A 17167-nucleotide genomic window follows, 5' to 3' on the forward strand; every position below is an offset into this window, starting at 1 on the left:
AGCGCTAAAGGCATGTTGATATGTTAAGTATTAAAGATTTACATGTAAGTGTAGAAGGTAATGAAATCTTAAAAGGGCTGTCACTGGAAATTAAACCAGGGGAAGTTCATGCCATTATGGGGCCAAACGGTTCGGGTAAAAGCACCTTATCTGCAACCCTCGCAGGCCGTGAAGATTACCAAATTGATAGTGGTGAAGTGACGTTCAACGGTAAGGATTTACTTGAGTTAGATCCTGAAGAACGTGCGGGTGAAGGGATCTTTCTTGCATTCCAATATCCGGTTGAAATTCCGGGTGTGAGTAACCAATTTTTCCTGCAAACGTCAGTGAATGCAGTGCGTGAATATCGCCAGCAAGAGGCGTTAGACCGCTTTGATTTCCAAGATTTCATCGAAGATAAAATTGAATTATTGGATATGCCACAAGACTTGCTCACTCGTTCAGTTAACGTGGGTTTCTCCGGTGGAGAGAAAAAACGTAATGACATTTTGCAGATGGCGGCGTTAGAACCTAAGTTATGTATTTTAGATGAAACCGATTCTGGTTTAGATATCGATGCGCTAAAAATCGTCTCCAATGGCGTAAATTCACTGCGTACTCCTGAGCGTTCATTCATTATCGTGACCCATTATCAGCGTATTTTGGACTATGTAAAACCTGATTTTGTGCACGTCCTGTATCAAGGGAAAATCATCAAATCCGGTGATTTCAGTTTAGCGAAAAAACTGGAGGAGCAAGGCTATGGCTGGCTTATTGACCAACAGTGAAAGAGCGGAAAAACGCGCTGCGGTTGATGCTTTAAATCAGCAGGCAATGCGCCGTTTTGAAACGCTATATGAGCAAGGATTAGGTAGAAAATCTCAGCACGCTCAAACCCATTGGAGCCTCGCTAAACACGTTGGGCTGCCAGCTTTTCGTCATGAAGATTGGCACTATACTCCGTTAAATAGCGTGTTAAATACCCACTACCGTTTTAGCTCACAAGAACAGCAGGTACCGCTAAGTGAGGGGCTCGCATTAGCTATCGATGCTTATCGTATTGTGCTGGTGGATGGACGTTACAATGCGGAACTCAGTTCTGTCGATACGGGAGAGTTTCAAGTTTCTCTGCTCGATAGCCAAGACTGGCTTCCTGATGCGGTGAGTAGCGAGATTTTCTTACATTTAACGGAATGCCTAGCGGCTCAACCGCTTATTATCCAGTTAGCTGCCAATAAAGTTGCTACTAAGCCACTCTATTTATTGAATATCTCCAGCGGCAGCCATGATCCAAGCTCGATGAACATGAGTCAATATCGCTACCATTTGACTCTGGGAAATAATAGCCAGTCTCAAGTAATTGAACATTTTGTCAGCTTAGATGACCAACCGCATCTCACTGGAGGGCGCTTGACTGTCGAAGTGGGAGATAACACTCAGTTTACCCATTTTAAGCTGATGACAGAAAACCCACAGGCTCAGCACTTTGCCCACAATGACATTGTGGTGGGACGCGATAGCCAAGTGAAAAGTAGCAGCTTTTTATTAGGTGCAGGGCTAACTCGTCATCATACAAGTAGCCGTCTTGACGGTGAAAATACGGAATTTGAGTTAAACAGCCTGTTGTTGCCGCAAGGTAATGAAATAGCCGACACACGTAGCTATCTTGAGCATAATGCGGGTTATTGTAATAGCCGACAGTTGCATAAAGTGATCGCCATGGATAGCAGCAAAGCGGTATTCAACGGTATGATCAAAGTTGACCCTAATGCGCTGAAAACAGACGGTCAAATGACTAACAATACCCTGTTACTGGGTGAAAAAGCGGAAATTGACACTAAGCCTCAACTGGAGATTTATGCCGATGACGTGAAATGTGGTCATGGGGCAACAGTTGGGCGTATCGATGATGAGCAACTCTTTTATCTACGCTCTAGAGGGATTGGTAGCCAAGCTGCTAAGCAGATGATTATCAATGCATTCGCAGCTGAGTTAACCGAATCTATTACTATCGATGGGTTAAAACAGGCCGTGATGGCGAGTATTCATCAACGCTTAGCGGAGGTGTAAACCGATGCCATTTGATGTTGAAGCAGTCAGGCAGGATTTTCCTGCCTTAGCACAATTAGTGAATAACCATCCGTTGGTCTATTTAGATAGCGCGGCGAGTGCTCAAAAGCCTCAGCAGGTTGTGGATGCTGAGAGTCAATTTACGTTGTATCAATATGCGGCAGTGCATCGTGGGGTTCATACGCTAAGCGCGAATGCCACCACGTTGGTGGAGAATGTTCGCCAAAAAGCAGCGGATTTTTTGCACGCGGCTTCCCCTGAAGAGATAGTGTTTGTTAAAGGGACGACGGAAGGGATTAACCTTGTTGCTAATAGCTTTGGGCGTCAGTTTATCCAGCAGGGTGATAATATTATTATCACTGAGATGGAGCACCACGCGAACATCGTTCCTTGGTTTATGTTGGCGCAAGAGCGTGGTTTTGAAGTGCGAATTCTGCCTATTCTTGAGGATGGTACTCTTGATATTACTCAGCTCGAACAACTCATAGATGCGCGCACAAAGCTATTTAGTTTTACTCATATTTCCAATGTGCTTGGTACCGTTAACCCGGTGAAAAAATTGATTTCGCAAGCGCGTGAAATTGCAGGGCAGTATGAAAACATGCTGGCTATCCTAGTGGATGGTGCGCAAGGGGCGATGCATCAGCAGGTGGATGTACAAGCGCTGGATTGCGATTTTTATGTGTGTTCAGGGCATAAGCTATACGGGCCAACAGGTATTGGGATCCTCTACGGCAAAAAGGCATTGCTTGAGCAGATGCCTCCTTGGGAAGGTGGCGGAGCGATGATCCGCCAAGTCAGCCTGAAAAAAGGGATTACATTTGCGGATATTCCATGGCGATTTGAAGCTGGTACACCGAATATCAGCGGTATGATTGGTTTAGGCGCAGCTTTAGACTATCTCAATAGACTTGGATTAAGCGAAACTTTTGCGTATGAAAAGCAATTGATGCAATATGCGACGGATTTGCTTAAGCAAGTGCCTTCTCTTCGTTTATATGGAAATGACCAACGTGAAGGTGTGATAGCCTTTAATTTAGGTGAACATCATGCTTATGATGTTGGGGCATTTCTAGATAGATATGGGATTGCCATTCGTACTGGGCACCACTGTGCGATGCCATTAATGGAGCATTATCAAGTTCCAGCGATGTGCCGGGCATCTATTGGTGTTTATACGACTAAGCAGGATATCGATGCATTGTACAATGCATTATTGCGCGTTAAGCAATTACTCGGCTAGACACCGACGGTATATCGAAGCCACCGTATTGCAGTAAATAGAGATTGTAGCAAATAGATAGAAGGAAAAATTATGTCGGCGTTACCCGATGAAGCGAAGCTATTACGCAATTTTGCACGTTGCCAAGATTGGGAAGAGCGCTATTTGTATATGATTGAACTGGGCGGGCGTTTACCTGCGTTATCTGAAGCTCAACAGGTGGATGATAACTTGATAGCGGGTTGCCAAAGCCAAGTGTGGATTGATATGCAAAAACAACCGGATGGTCATGTTGTTCTTGCTGGAGATAGTGATGCCGCTATTGTTAAAGGGTTAGTAGCGATTGTGATTATTCTCTTTCAAGGAAAAACACCTGAACAGATCCTTACAGTGGATGTAAAACACTTTTTCCAGCAATTGGCTCTTGAACAGCATCTGACACCTTCTCGGACTCAAGGTTTAAATGGCATGATCAAGTCGATTTTAGCGCGAGCTCACCAACTTCTTTAAGTACTCTGTGGGAAATTGTCAGAATTTCCCACACTTTTCTTTTCTTCCTAGTATTTTTATCCTAGAAAATATACCTAAGTAACTCACTGTATTTTATTGTTAAACTAACAATAATGAGACAAAGTTAGCTCACATTCAAATTATTAGCAGGCTAAAATATTTATTAAGTATTAAAGATATTCGAGATAGTTGCTATTATGAGCGATATTGTTTGAATTTTGTAATGAATCTTATTTTCCTTGGAGTAGGTATGAAAAGAGTTTTGACGGCGGTAAGTCTGTTTGTCATGAGTGCGGTGCTAGCACCAGCGCAGGCTAAAGATTATCCATTACCCAATAACAACACACGCCTGATCGGGGAAAATATCACCTATGTGGTGCCTAACGATGGACGCCCACTGGAAGCTATCGCAAGCGACTATCAGATTGGTTTGTTAGCGATGTTAGAGGCGAATCCAGGGACAGACCCTTATTTACCTGAAGTAGGTAAATCGCTGATTATTCCTGCTCAAATGTTATTACCTTCGACACCGCGTACAGGTGTCGTGATTAACTTGGCGGAAATGCGCCTTTATTATTACCCTGAAAACAGCCATAAAGTGGCAGTGTATCCGATTGGCATTGGTCAGCTAGGGCGAGACACACCTGAAATGGTGACGTCAATTAGCCAATTGATTAAAGACCCAACATGGACACCGACCACGAATATCCGTAAACATTATGCGCAGCAGGGTATTACACTTCCGGCGGTGGTGCCTGCAGGCCCAGAAAATCCTATGGGACTGTATGCGTTACGCCTTTCTTATGGTCGTGGCGAATACTTAATCCACGGCACTAACGCCAATTTTGGTATTGGTATGCGTGTTAGCTCTGGCTGTATTCGTTTACGCCCAGATGATATTAAGGCACTGTTTACTCATGTTCCAAAAGGAGCACGCGTTCAAGTTATCGATCAGCCAGTTAAATATGCAAAAGAGCCAGATGGTAGCTATTACATTGAAGTGCATCAACCATTGTCACGTAAAGACAGTGATGACCCACAGACAATGCCAATCAAACTGACTGAAGATTTTCAAGCGTTTTTAGCGAGTAATCCGGGAATTGATAAAGCGAAAGTTCAGGCAGAGCTATCTAGACGTTCAGGACTGCCAGTTAGGGTGAATGTGGGGGATGATTCAGAATCGATGAAACGCGATTATCAGCAATTAAAACCAATTGCGCCATTCACGATTACTCAACCACAACCTATGTTTGAAGGGGAAGTAAAATCTTCTATTCCTGCGAAATATCAGTCATTTAAAAGCTAATGACTTTCTATCTTAAATGAGTTTCGAAGTAAAAAATAAGGGCCTATAAAATAGGCCCTCAACAATAATTCAGCTATTAAGCTTTTCTAGATAACATCAAGCCGAACTTATTTTTTGTAAGTACGTACTTGGTTGTCCAGACGTTGGTTTGCACGAGCTGCTTCTTCTTGTGCAGTTTGTACATCAGAACGCAGTGACTGAACATCGTTGCTCAGTTGGTCAACTTTACCGTTCAGCGTTTGCACGTCTGAAGAGAGCTTTTGCACTTCAGTGCTGTTAGAACAACCCGCCAGTAATGCTGAAGCTAATACGATAGAGCCCAGTACAATTTTAGTACGAATCATTATTTTACCCTCTAGATTGATTTATCTTGAAAATATAAAAGCAAGTAACCAAAAAATAGACTTAAGAGCGTTATCTTAAAGCTACCTCTATCCCTTTAAAACAACCTAATGTAAATTAGGGTATGGTACTTACTAAGTCTTATGCTAGTACGTAATTCAAAGTTTTGCTAGAAATACTTTATATTTAACAGGGTGAAAACGAATAAAAATTTCAATTAAGGGTTGTTTAGTTTGAAATTTGAGCGAATAGTTATCGTTTTATGATTTGTTTTGTAAATGCTTTGTAATCAAAATCTGGGTGAATTATATCTTCGTGGATCATAACGTAACTTATTGAAATTATGTTTCGCTCTGATTACTAAATTTTAGTTATTCCAGATAATAAAAAACCCTACTGCAGTGAAGCAATAGGGTTAATGTCACGCTAGGTTATGCAGGACAACTGTTATGCAAGACAACTGTTATGCAAGACAACTACAGAACATGTACTGATGAGGTATTTGTTGTACCACTTTGTACTAATGCCCCGGATACCATCACGACTGCATCACCTTCTCCTGCTAATCCGCTTTCCAGCGCCGCACGTTTACCTTCACGATAGAAATCATCGGTTGATTCGAAAGGACCCACGATCATTGGAATAACGCCTTTAACTAACAGCAACTGACGAGCAGTTTCTTCGTTAGTTGTCAGAGCCAGAATTGGTGCAGTAGGGAAATATTTACGTACTGATTTTGCAGATTTACCACCATAAGTTGCAACAACGATTAATGGCACATCCAGTTTTTCAGACATTTCAACGGCACCACGGCAGACAGCTTCAGTCACACGTAAGCGCTGGGTTGGTTTTTGATTTTCAACACGGGTTGGCATAACGCGGTCAGTACGTTCACAGATAGTTGCCATGATAGTCACAGCTTCAACTGGATACTTACCTTTCGCACTTTCCCCAGACAGCATAACAGCATCAGTACCGTCTAAGATGGCGTTTGCAACGTCACCCGCTTCTGCACGGGTAGGGCGTGGGTTTTTGATCATTGAGTCTAGCATTTGAGTCGCAGTGATAACGACTTTGCGCGCTTTAACACATTTTTCAATCATCATTTTTTGGGCGAAGATAACTTCTTCTACAGGGATCTCAACCCCTAAGTCACCACGAGCGACCATGATACCGTCAGAGGCTTCAAGGATTTCGTCGAAGTTATTTAAACCTTCTTGGTTTTCGATTTTAGAGATGATTTGAATATTTTCGCCACCGTGTTTTTTCAGGTGAGCACGAATTTCTTCAACGTCTGAACGTTTACGGATAAATGAAGCTGCAACAAAGTCGACACCTTGTTGGCAACCGAAAACGAGATCTTCTTTATCTTTTTCTGCCAGCGCAGGTAAACCGATAGAAACGCCCGGTAAGTTAACACCTTTTTTCTCACCAAGATCGCCATTGTTTAATACTTGGCAGATCACTTCAGTTGCAGTGATGTTGGTTACGGTCATACCGATTAAGCCATCATCAACTAAAACGGTATCACCTACTTTCAGGTCTTTGGTCAGGCCAGGGTAAGTCACTGCAACGCGTTCTTGGTTACCGACAACAGAAGTATCTGTTGTGAAAGTGAAAGTCTGACCTGCAACGAGAGAAACATCATTGCCGCCTTCCAGTTTCATGGTACGGATTTCTGGACCTTTAGTGTCCAGCAGAATAGCTGCTTGTTTACCGGTTTTTGCACAGACAGAGCGGAGGTTGTTGATACGTTGACCGTGTTCTTCATAGTCACCGTGGGAGAAGTTAAGGCGCATGACGTTCATGCCTGCATCCAATAACTGAGTTAATTTCTCTTCTGATTCGGTTTTTGGACCGATGGTACAAACAATTTTGGTTTTTTTCATGGCAGTCTATCTAATGGTTATAAAGGAAATCGGTATTGCCGCCGATGCTTAATGCGCAAGATAGTCTATGTTGCGCAACTCATTTATAAGAATAGGCGACAGTCTGGTATTCAAAATCTGGTTATTTAAAAAACGTCACTTTTTGACTCTTATTATAGTGTAGATGACATTTTTCATTAATGCTAACATGCTGATTTGTCTTTGTTGAAACCTTTCAGCATGTGGGATTATTATAAACAACATCAAACTGTGAGACAAATCAAATTTTGCTAAATTTGATGCAGAAGTAATTAAGATCAAACAACAGCGAGATTTTCAGTTGAAAGTGGGTTGCGCAACAAAATAAGGGAAAACAAAATCACAATCAAGACAAATATGATATTTGCAAAAAGCAATTCTAATCAGGGTAAGTAGGGCTCAGGATAAATAATGATTCAGGATAAGTAGAATGGTGCGTCCGAGTAGACTCGAACTACCGACCCCCACCATGTCAAGGTGGTGCTCTAACCAACTGAGCTACGGACGCACTGAGATGAAGCTTAGTTTGTCACTGATGACAAAGTTAAATGGTGCGTCCGAGTAGACTCGAACTACCGACCCCCACCATGTCAAGGTGGTGCTCTAACCAACTGAGCTACGGACGCACTGAGGTGAAACTTTGTTTGTCGTTAATGATAAGTTTAAATGGTGCGTCCGAGTAGACTCGAACTACCGACCCCCACCATGTCAAGGTGGTGCTCTAACCAACTGAGCTACGGACGCATATCAATTATTACTGCTTTAACGACGGGGACGAATATTAACGTTCTGCTGTCAATCTGGCAAGGAGAAAATGTAATTTCGCGAGAGTTTGCTCGTATTTAAAACTATTCGCAGAAAAACATTCGCCGCCTTACCATAAAATGCTGAAAATTACGCCAATTATCGCGTTGAACGTAATAAAACGGTGCTGTCAGGTTGGCGGTGGATCCACAAAATTCGTGTTGCCATACCAATAGCTGCAGCGGTGAGTCCGATAATAAATCCTAACCAGAAACCTTTTGGCCCCATCGGTTCGGTAATGAAGTCGGTTAACGCCAAAATATAGCCAGATGGTAAACCTAAAATCCAATACGCCGTAAAGGTAATAAAGAAAATAGAGCGAGTATCTTTATATCCACGTAACACACCGGCCCCAATAACTTGAATAGAATCTGAAAGCTGATAAAGCGCGGCATAGAGCATCAAGCTAGATGCCAAAACAACCACTTCAGGATTCTTGTTATACATCATCGCGATAGGTTCACGGAACGTGCTGGTAAAGATGGCCGTTAAGCAAGCTAAAGTTAATCCCACCGCTAGCCCAGTATAGGAAGAGACTTTTGCGGCTTCGGTAGACTGACGTCCCAAGTTATAACCAACTCGGATAGTGACAGCGATACCCATTGATAATGGGAACATAAACATCACAGAACTAAAGTTAAGTGCTACTTGGTGGCCTGCGACCGCAACAACCCCTAAAGGTGCGACCAATAGGGCAACAACCGCAAACAGTGTGACTTCAAAAAACAGCGCTAATCCAATCGGTGTTCCGAGCACAATAATGCGTTTCAAAATATCCGGGTTTGGCGCGCCTAATGGTTGAGCAGGGCGAATATCTCTCTGGTTTGGTGCGTGCTTAACATACCATCTCATCATCAGGCACATTGCCCAATACACCGTTGCTGTTGCCACACCGCAACCGACACCACCTAAGGCAGGTACGCCAAAGTGACCATAAATGAAGATATAGTTCACCGGAATATTAACCATCAAGCCAAGAAAACCAATCACCATGCCGGGTTTTGTTTTTGATAAGCCTTCACACTGGCTACGGTATACTTGATAAAATAGGTAACCCGGGGCTCCCCACATAATCGCGTGTAGGAAGCGAACCGATTTATCGGCTAACTCTTGGTCAATATGAGGCATATTGCTGATGATCAATTTACTGTTATATAACAGCAACATGATACTAATGCCTAAAATAAAGGCTAACCACAAGCCTTGTTGAACTTGGTCGCCAATCAGGTTTCTACGACCCGAACCGTTCATTTGAGCAATGATTGGCGTGAGTGCCATGAGAATACCTTGCCCTAATAAAATAGCAGGCAACCAAATAGAAAAACCAACAGCCACAGCTGACATTTCGATTTCGCTAACACTTCCCGCCATAATAGTGTCCACAAACCCCATTGCGGTTTGGGAAAATTGGGCGAAGAAGATAGGGATACCGAGAGCCAGCAAGCTACGCGCTTCTGTAATATATTTCTGCACGCATACACCTTTACAATAAGTTTCGAATTAAAAAAAGAAAAAAGCGGAATGAAATTCTATGATTTACTAAAAAATCAGATAGTTAATGCTAACCCCTTATTCTATCTCTTTTATGTAACCAATCCAACATAGTTATCGATAAGAATAATAAAACAGCAGATTTGTATAGAAATAGTTTAAATATTTTGTGATGGCAGCATAAATATAACCACTCAAATAAGATAGATCTCTGAAAATTCTTAGGTAAACTGAGTTCATTAATTCACTGCACTGAGAGTCATTATGTTTACAGGCATTGTTCAAGGAACCGCTCCAATTATCGCAATCACGGAAAGAGCTAATTTCCGTACTCATGTCATGAAATTCACGCCGGAATTATTAGTGGGTTTAGAAACGGGGGCGTCCGTTGCGCATAACGGTTGCTGTTTAACCGTGACTAAAATTGAGGGGGAAAATGTTAGCTTTGATTTAATCAAAGAGACATTGCGCCTCACTAATTTAGGTGAGTTAAAAGAAGGGGATGTGGTTAATATTGAACGTGCTGCTAAATATGGTGATGAAATTGGCGGACATGTGGTTTCGGGTCATATCGTGACCACTGCAGAAATTAGCAAGATTTTCACCTCTGAAGATAACCATCAAGTTTGGCTATCTATTTATGATAAAGCCTTGATGAAATATATCTTACATAAGGGATTTGTGGCGATTGACGGAATCAGCTTAACGGTCGGTGATGTTATTAATAACCGCTTTTGTGTGCATCTGATCCCAGAAACGTTGGCGAGAACAACACTGGGTAGCAAGCGACTTGGTCATAAAGTCAACATTGAGATTGATCCACAAACTCAAGCTATTGTTGATACTGTTGAGCGTGTTTTGCATCAGAAAGAGCAAGAAATATTATTGAAGCAGAAACAAGAAAGTGAAGACTCAGTAGACAACGAGAAATCATCAATCTAGTTTTTATTTGATGAGGTTATAGCTCTATGCAGAGCTATAACCTGTTGAATCGGTAGGTGATAAATTCACCGAAGTATTCTATTACTTCTCACTAAAATTGACCGAAAAAGTGGCATTGTCACGTTCAATCGCGTCAACAAGTTGTTTAAAATGAGTGCTTTTTTGATACATTTCTAATGCTTGAGCATTTTCCCACTCTTCAAACACAATGTAGCCGTTTTCTTTTGCCATCAGATCATACTGCAAACATCCTTTTTCCATCCGACTGCGCTTGGCAATTTCGCTAACGATTTTCTTCGTTAAATACCCATCCTTTTTTTCGGTAGTGATTTGGGCATATACAACAATACTCATACCATTCTCCTTATGTACTCAGAACTATCTTAATGGAGACTTTGTTTTTGTATTGTAAAAAAGCGAATAATTTGACTTTAAAAACGCCGACGGTGTCATGGTAAAGTAACGCTTAAAATCACGATAAAAGTGGGATTGATCATAATAGCCCGTTTCAAACCAACGATAAGTATCTTGTTCTTTCACCATGGTTTTCATCACTTGCTCTAGGCGACAATTGATCTGGTAGCGTTTTGGTGTGATCCCAAATTCTTTTAAAAATTCTTTTTGAACTAAGCGTGCGCTGTAGCCAATATCATCGGCAATCTCGGTAATTTTTTTATTTGGATTTCGATAAAGGGAATCGATGACTTGGTCAATAAAATGGTTTTTTTTGGTTGCTTTAGTGACGTAAAAACACGAATTCAACTCTTTAAAAGAAGAATTGGCCAATGATTTAAACCAGTTATCACTCCAAACTTGGTTAAGCGGAGTGGGGATATCCGTATAATTTAACGTGCGCTGGGGAAGCAAAAAACGTAAGGCATCATGGCGAATACGCAGCACCATCACACTGGCATTATTCGGGATAGCCGTAAATATATTGACTCTGGGGATGATTAACTGAAATGGATTGACGGATGTATGCTCGTGAGTCGACATGCTAATATTTTCAGTCGAAACCCAGATTTCAGCACCTGTGCCTGGGAAGACTTTAATAGCATCAGTAAATTTCTTGATAATCAAAACTGAACTAACAAACTCTTTTAATTCATCAGGAGGATAATACTGTGTCAGCATGGCTCTTCAAAACGTCATAATTGAATATGCTAATAATAGCGTGTTATAGGAAAAAAATTAACTCCAATAAATACGTATTAACCAAAATAAAAAATCAGCCACGTTATCAATAATGGTAACGTGGCTGACTATAATGATTCTAAAAAATAACTTTAATTAACGATTAATCATGCTGATATTCAGTATGCTTAATCGCATTATTTGATTTGCTGGCACAACGCTGCATGAAATAGCCTATAATCATTGGGATCACCGTGAATGCCATCACGCCAGTAGTAGCAAGTAAAGGGTTAAAGGTAAGCGCAGATACTAATAAGCTAGCTAAGAAGCATAACCCTAACTGTAAGGCATTTTGTAATGCAGCGGCCTTACCACTAGCTGATGGGAACGTATTGAGGGCTTTGGCTACTGCAATTGGGTATGATGCTCCGTTCATTGCTGCCATAAAACAGAATGGAACTAAAATCATGGTTAATGTTGGCTGAGTATAAATCGACATGGCGAAGAGAATCATCATGCTAACGGCATAACCGGCTAGCAAGATTGGGAACAACGTTTCAGCGCGAACTTTAGCTAATACGAAGCGGCAGCCGTATCCCCCGACAATAAATGCCAGTGTTTGAGGAATATAACTCAGGCCGATATCTGCAGGGTTAAAGCCCATATTGCGTAGAATAAACGGTGAACCCGTTAACCATGCAAAAAAGCCAGCGCTACATGCTGCGTACACAAGCACGTTACCACTGAAAACAGGGGAGCGTAACAAGGTAGCAAAGGAAATTTTGGTTTGTGGCTGGTTTTCTTCTGCTGTGACTTTCGGGGCAACTTTTTTTAACATCAAAGTCGGTAGCAAAAGTAAAACGCCCACCATCATCAGCACGATGAAGATAAATTCCCAGTTTTTGTGTTCAAGCACCCAGGCACCTAAGAGGGGCGCTAAGGCGGGAGAAAGAGCCACTAAAGGCATGATAGAAGCAAATACTTTTTGAGTATCAGCTTCGTTATAGCGGTCGATAACGAGGGCTTGCCATAAAACTGCAGCAGAACAAACGCCAACAGCCTGTAAGAATCGAAGGATTAATAGCTGAGTAGCATCGGTGACCCAAATCATTGCTAAGCAGCTAACAATAAACAGGGAAAGCCCCACAATAAGGATAGGTTTACGGCCTAATTTATCTGAAAGGGGTCCCCATAGTAGCTGGGCAAAAGCAAAGCCCGCTAGAAAGATACTCAGAGATGCGCTGATAGCGCCTTCAGTCGTATTTAAGGATGTTTGCATTGAACCAAAGGCAGGCAGATACATATCGATGGCTAAAAACCCCAGCATGCTTAGGCCAGCAAGGTAAATCAAAAATCCAGAGGAGTTTTTTGTCGCAGTATTTGTCATAGTTTTTGCTTAATCTATATTTAAAATAATGTTAATAGTTATCTTATTGTATAGGCTATTTTTTTACGTTGTGAAACGGTAATATTTGGACTCTGCTATCAAATAATTTGAAGGGAAAGAAAATGTGGTCAGCTCATGCACTTGAAGTCATAGACGCAGTTGCTCGAACGGGAAGCTTTAGTGGTGCTGCGGATGAGTTGCATCGAGTCCCTTCAGCGATCAGTTACACAGTAAAACAAGTCGAAGAATGGTTGGCAGTTCCGCTATTCGAGCGCCGTCACCGTGATGTAGTATTGACGGAAGCTGGGGTTATTTTTATTAAAGAAAGTCGAAGTGTTATCAAAAAAATGATTGATACTCGACACCAATGCCAACAAGTTGCCAATGGGTGGCGTGGACAGTTCAGTATTGCTGTTGATTGCATCGTAAAACCGCAGCGTACAGAACAGTTGATTTTGGACTTTTATCGTCATTTTCCTGACATTGAACTGTATATCCACCCTGAAGTGTTTAATGGGGTTTGGGATGCTTTAGCGGATGGACGTGTGGATGTCGCGATTGGCGCGACCCGAGCATCACCAATTGGTGAGCGCTATAGTTTCCGTGACATGGGTTTTATGTCATGGCGTTGTGTTGCGAGCCCCGATCATCCATTAGCGAAAATTCAGGGCAAGCTGACGGATGACCAAATGCGTGAATATCCAAGTTTGTGCTTAGAAGATACCTCAAGAAGCTTACCGAAAAGGGACACTTGGGCGCTGGACAACCAACGTCGCTTAGTTGTGCCTTACTGGGAAAGTGGTTTAGCGTGTTTGGCAAATGGTTTGTGTGTGGGGATGGTTCCAGAGCACCGTGCGGCTCCGTTGTGTGCAGAAGGCAAGCTAGTTGAGCTGGAATTAGCGCAGCCGTTTCCTGAAAGCCCTTGCTGCTTAACGTGGGTTGAAAAGGATACATCTCCAGCGCTGAGATGGCTTCTTGACTATCTTGGTGATAGCGAAACGCTCAACGCGGAGTGGTTTTCGAGCTAATGTTCTGAGATAGGATTAGCGGCGATAATCAATAAATGGACCGTCAGCCACGGAACGGCGTTCAACTAAACGCGGGTGAACTTCAATCGTTTGCGCATCTTCGCGTTTATTCACAATACGATCGAGCAACATCGCAAATGCCATCTGACCTAAACGCTCTTTTGGCTGGTGGATTGTGGTTAACGCGGGGGTGAAATAGCGCGCATTACGCACGTTATCATAGCCAATAATGGAAATATCTTGAGGGACGCGTAATCCCATCTCGTCAGCTGCACAGATTGCTCCCATCGCCATGATGTCTCCTCCACAGAAGACAGCTGTAGGACGGTGTTTGTTACTGAGGATTTGCATCATTGCTTTGTAGCCTGATTCTGGTTCGAAATCCCCTTGAACAATCCATTCATCTTTCAACGTAACTTTGGCTTCTTCCATGGCTTTTTTGAAGCCTGTTAAACGCCCAATACCTGTATTTCTTTCAAGGGAGCCGGGGATCACGCCAATTTCACGATGACCACGATCAATAAGATAACGACCCGCTAAATAACCACCGTGGAAAGAGTTATCAATAATACTGTCAGTGAAATCCCCGCGAGAGGTACCCCAGTCCATGACAACCATTGGAATATTTCGGTAATCTTCTAACATTCCAATCAAGGTGTCGGGGTATTCTGAACACATCACAAGTAGCCCATCGACACGTTTTTGTGCCAACATTTGCAAGTAAGCTTTTTGCTTGCCTAAGTTATTGTGAGAGTTACATAAAATTAGAGTATAGCCTTTCTCATAGCAACTATTCTCGACAGACTCGATCACTTCTGCGAAATAGGGGGCTTCACTTGATGTTGCCAACAGGCCAATTGATTTGGTGTGGTTGACTTTTAAACTACGCGCAACCGCACTCGGAGAATAATTGAGCTCTTTGATGGCGGCCCAAACGGCTGTTTTTGTATCATCAGCGACAAAACGCGTCTTGTTGATAACATGGGAGACGGTTGTGGTAGAGACGCCCGCACGTTTCGCCACATCTTTAATTGTTGCCATGAGAAGAAAAAACTCCTAACCAAAACTTGGTCTCTAAAATAATTCTAGTTAAATAATTACCTGCATATTGATGCATAGTACCTTTGCTGGCAATAATTTAGCGATTTGTTATCGATTTTGTCTGATCTAGCGCAAAAACGAAAGAAATAATTGATGTTATAACATGTGATATAGACACTGGTTTTACATTTTTGTGCATGTATACTGAAATAACCTTTTTATTTTATGGTTATTTGATAATTCAATTTCTTTATATGAGAGGGTCTCATGGATACAGATTTTAAATATGGATTGCTAGCTGCGTTTGGCTCTTTAGCGGTAATTATTTTGTTTGCTGTGCACATTTTTTGATTTCATTTCCATCCTAGCGACTAAGGATGAGAAATAATTAAGGGCGAGTATTACACTCGCCCTTAGTCATTTTAGAACTGAACTAAAATTAAGCCAGATTTTCTTCAACAAATTTCCAGTTAACCAGCGCCCAGAAGTTTTCTAAGTATTTTGGACGTGCGTTACGGTAGTCGATGTAATAAGCGTGTTCCCAGATATCTACAGTCAGAACTGGCTTGTCGTCACCAGAAATTGGTGTTGCCGCGTTAGACGTATTAACGATAGCCAGGCTGCCGTCTGCTTTCTTCACTAACCAAGTCCAACCTGCACCGAAGTTTTTAACTGCGGCATCAGTGAATTGCTCTTTGAACTGAGCAAATGAACCGAATGCTTTATTGATAGCTTCTGCAACTTTACCTGTTGGCTCTCCACCTGCATTTGGTGCCAAGCAGTGCCAGTAGAAAGTGTGGTTCCAAACTTGAGCGGCGTTGTTGAATACGCCAGCTTCAGAAGTTTTGATGATATCTTCTAAAGACAGACCTTCAAATTTGGTGCCTTTGATCAGGTTGTTCAGGTTAACAACATAGGTGTTGTGGTGCTTACCGTAGTGGTATTCTAAGGTTTCAGCGGAGATATGAGGTTCTAAAGCATCTTTAGCATAAGGTAGAGCTGGTAATTCAAAAGACATTGCGTACTCCTTGATTGCTTTTATTCAGTGTTTAGGGTGTTTGCTCGTAAAATGAGCGAAATTAAATGTACTTCTATTAATTAATCTACTTCTAGTATCGCGACGTCAAGCTATGGTTAGCTATTGCGCCGCATTGTAAGTCATGTTTTTATCATAACAGAATACAGGTTACAGTAAGAAAAAAACTGTTCCATGATGCTATTTATGCCTTAATTGTTAGTAAGTTGCATAATTATTATTCCACTGCGTGTCGTTATTGTCATTGAAGAGCAGGGGAATACATCAAGTGTTATTAATTTGCTAATATATTAACAAATAACTCCTATGATTACACGGCAAAAACACCTAACGTGAATTTTTTATAGTAAAAAGAAAACGTTGCTATTTGCTTTTCACCTTTTGAGTACAGCAAATAGGAGTGCTATAGTATTCAACTTATAAAACTGGCATATTGTATGAAACAATCATGGAACAATTTGCGATGTTTTGACTATGCCGGCGATTACACCGGTCAATGTGTTCTGTCTAATGAGTTACCTTGCAAATGATTCAAAGTGGCTCAGTGACTGCAAAATCAGCACCCACGTTTTAGGATATAAAATGACAACAATCGAAAAAATTGAGCGCCAAGTTAAAGAAAATCCAATTTTATTATACATGAAAGGCTCTCCAAAACTGCCTAGCTGCGGTTTTTCTGCTCAAGCTGTTCAAGCACTGTCTTCTTGCGGTGAGCGTTTTGCTTACGTTGATATTTTACAAAACCCGGACATTCGTGCGGAGCTGCCAAAATATGCTAATTGGCCAACATTCCCACAGTTATGGGTTGATGGCGAGTTAGTTGGCGGTTGTGACATTATCGTTGAAATGTTCCAACGCGGTGAATTGCAAGCGCTGATCAAAGAAACTGCGGATAAATACCGTCCAGCAGACGAAACCATCACTGAGTAATCAAATGGTTCAATAAGCTTTCATGCTTATATTGATGA

At 41.8% G+C, this 17167-nt stretch carries 17 protein-coding genes and 3 tRNA genes; 9 read left to right on the top strand and 11 right to left on the bottom strand.

The genetic code is table 11. The features are described from left to right. Positions 1–20 precede the first annotated feature (20 nt). From sufC to LDO73_RS07685, 5 genes are all read left to right on the top strand, one after another. Positions 21–767 (top strand): Fe-S cluster assembly ATPase SufC, encoded by a 747-nt coding sequence (sufC, locus tag LDO73_RS07665; RefSeq protein WP_036950422.1) that lies wholly within the window; start codon positions 21–23, stop codon positions 765–767. Further along, complete coding sequence (sufD, locus tag LDO73_RS07670; RefSeq protein ID WP_224060888.1) at positions 742–2049, top strand: Fe-S cluster assembly protein SufD; 1308 nt, start codon at positions 742–744, stop codon at positions 2047–2049. Before sufC ends, sufD begins: the two co-directional genes overlap by 26 nt. A 4-nt stretch (positions 2050–2053) precedes the next feature. Next, positions 2054–3292 carry a cysteine desulfurase SufS gene (sufS, locus tag LDO73_RS07675; protein ID WP_224060889.1) on the top strand — a complete coding sequence of 413 codons (1239 nt, stop codon included), beginning with the start codon at positions 2054–2056 and terminating at the stop codon, positions 3290–3292. 72 nt (positions 3293–3364) lie between these two features. Then, positions 3365–3781 carry a cysteine desulfuration protein SufE gene (gene sufE, locus LDO73_RS07680; RefSeq protein WP_154599990.1) on the top strand — a complete coding sequence of 139 codons (417 nt, stop codon included), beginning with the start codon at positions 3365–3367 and terminating at the stop codon, positions 3779–3781. Between the two features lie 250 nt (positions 3782–4031). Further along, positions 4032–5087: a L,D-transpeptidase family protein gene (locus LDO73_RS07685; protein WP_224060890.1), complete on the top strand. Its 1056-nt coding sequence runs from the start codon at positions 4032–4034 to the stop codon at positions 5085–5087. Positions 5088–5194: 107 nt separating this feature from the next. Here the strand turns inward: LDO73_RS07685 and LDO73_RS07690 are convergent, their stop codons facing one another. The 6 genes from LDO73_RS07690 to LDO73_RS07715 form a co-directional block, all read right to left on the bottom strand. Then, positions 5195–5431, bottom strand: coding sequence for a major outer membrane lipoprotein (locus LDO73_RS07690; protein ID WP_004263789.1), 237 nt, complete (start codon positions 5429–5431; stop codon positions 5195–5197). A gap of 474 nt (positions 5432–5905) precedes the next feature. Then, a complete protein-coding gene (pykF, locus tag LDO73_RS07695; RefSeq protein WP_224060891.1) occupies positions 5906–7318 on the bottom strand; it encodes a pyruvate kinase PykF in 1413 nt (470 codons plus the stop codon). A 449-nt stretch (positions 7319–7767) separates the two neighbouring features. Beyond that, positions 7768–7844, bottom strand: a tRNA-Val gene (locus LDO73_RS07700). 41 nt (positions 7845–7885) lie between these two features. Then, positions 7886–7962: transfer RNA gene (locus tag LDO73_RS07705), tRNA-Val, on the bottom strand. Positions 7963–8003: 41 nt separating this feature from the next. Continuing rightward, positions 8004–8080, bottom strand: a tRNA-Val gene (locus LDO73_RS07710). A 159-nt stretch (positions 8081–8239) separates the two neighbouring features. Then, positions 8240–9613, bottom strand: a complete 1374-nt coding sequence (locus LDO73_RS07715) for an MATE family efflux transporter (protein WP_224060892.1) — start codon at positions 9611–9613, stop codon at positions 8240–8242. Positions 9614–9895: 282 nt separating this feature from the next. Here LDO73_RS07715 and LDO73_RS07720 point away from each other — a divergent pair, with 282 nt between their 5' ends. Then, the gene (locus LDO73_RS07720) at positions 9896–10573 is read left to right on the top strand and encodes a riboflavin synthase subunit alpha (RefSeq protein WP_224060893.1); all 678 of its coding nucleotides are present in this window, start codon (positions 9896–9898) and stop codon (positions 10571–10573) included. Positions 10574–10654: 81 nt separating this feature from the next. Here the strand turns inward: LDO73_RS07720 and LDO73_RS07725 are convergent, their stop codons facing one another. The 3 genes from LDO73_RS07725 to punC all read right to left on the bottom strand — a co-directional run bounded on the left by LDO73_RS07725 (position 10655) and on the right by punC (position 13094). Next, positions 10655–10927 carry a putative quinol monooxygenase gene (locus LDO73_RS07725; protein WP_224060894.1) on the bottom strand — a complete coding sequence of 91 codons (273 nt, stop codon included), beginning with the start codon at positions 10925–10927 and terminating at the stop codon, positions 10655–10657. Between the two features lie 24 nt (positions 10928–10951). Next, a complete protein-coding gene (locus LDO73_RS07730) occupies positions 10952–11707 on the bottom strand; it encodes a helix-turn-helix transcriptional regulator (RefSeq protein ID WP_224060895.1) in 756 nt (251 codons plus the stop codon). Between the two features lie 163 nt (positions 11708–11870). Then, positions 11871–13094 carry a purine nucleoside transporter PunC gene (gene punC / locus LDO73_RS07735; RefSeq protein WP_224060896.1) on the bottom strand — a complete coding sequence of 408 codons (1224 nt, stop codon included), beginning with the start codon at positions 13092–13094 and terminating at the stop codon, positions 11871–11873. Positions 13095–13216: 122 nt separating this feature from the next. On the opposite strand from punC, the gene punR reads away from it, so the two are divergent. Then, the gene (gene punR, locus LDO73_RS07740) at positions 13217–14122 is read left to right on the top strand and encodes a DNA-binding transcriptional activator PunR (RefSeq protein WP_224060897.1); all 906 of its coding nucleotides are present in this window, start codon (positions 13217–13219) and stop codon (positions 14120–14122) included. A 15-nt stretch (positions 14123–14137) separates the two neighbouring features. Here the strand turns inward: punR and purR are convergent, their stop codons facing one another. Beyond that, the gene (gene purR / locus LDO73_RS07745) at positions 14138–15163 is read right to left on the bottom strand and encodes an HTH-type transcriptional repressor PurR (RefSeq protein ID WP_006660078.1); all 1026 of its coding nucleotides are present in this window, start codon (positions 15161–15163) and stop codon (positions 14138–14140) included. 267 nt (positions 15164–15430) lie between these two features. On the opposite strand from purR, the gene LDO73_RS18200 reads away from it, so the two are divergent. After that, a complete protein-coding gene (locus LDO73_RS18200) occupies positions 15431–15514 on the top strand; it encodes a YnhF family membrane protein (protein WP_108479009.1) in 84 nt (27 codons plus the stop codon). An 88-nt stretch (positions 15515–15602) separates the two neighbouring features. Here LDO73_RS18200 and sodB read toward each other — a convergent pair whose 3' ends face one another. Then, complete coding sequence (sodB, locus tag LDO73_RS07755) at positions 15603–16181, bottom strand: superoxide dismutase [Fe] (RefSeq protein WP_224060898.1); 579 nt, start codon at positions 16179–16181, stop codon at positions 15603–15605. Positions 16182–16781: 600 nt separating this feature from the next. On the opposite strand from sodB, the gene LDO73_RS07760 reads away from it, so the two are divergent. Then, positions 16782–17129 carry a Grx4 family monothiol glutaredoxin gene (locus LDO73_RS07760; protein WP_036953526.1) on the top strand — a complete coding sequence of 116 codons (348 nt, stop codon included), beginning with the start codon at positions 16782–16784 and terminating at the stop codon, positions 17127–17129. The last annotated feature ends 38 nt before the right edge of the window (positions 17130–17167 follow it).

Origin of the sequence: Providencia alcalifaciens (assembly GCF_915403165.1) — a bacterium.
In the GTDB taxonomy this organism is placed as follows: Bacteria; Pseudomonadota; Gammaproteobacteria; order Enterobacterales; family Enterobacteriaceae; genus Providencia; species Providencia alcalifaciens_C.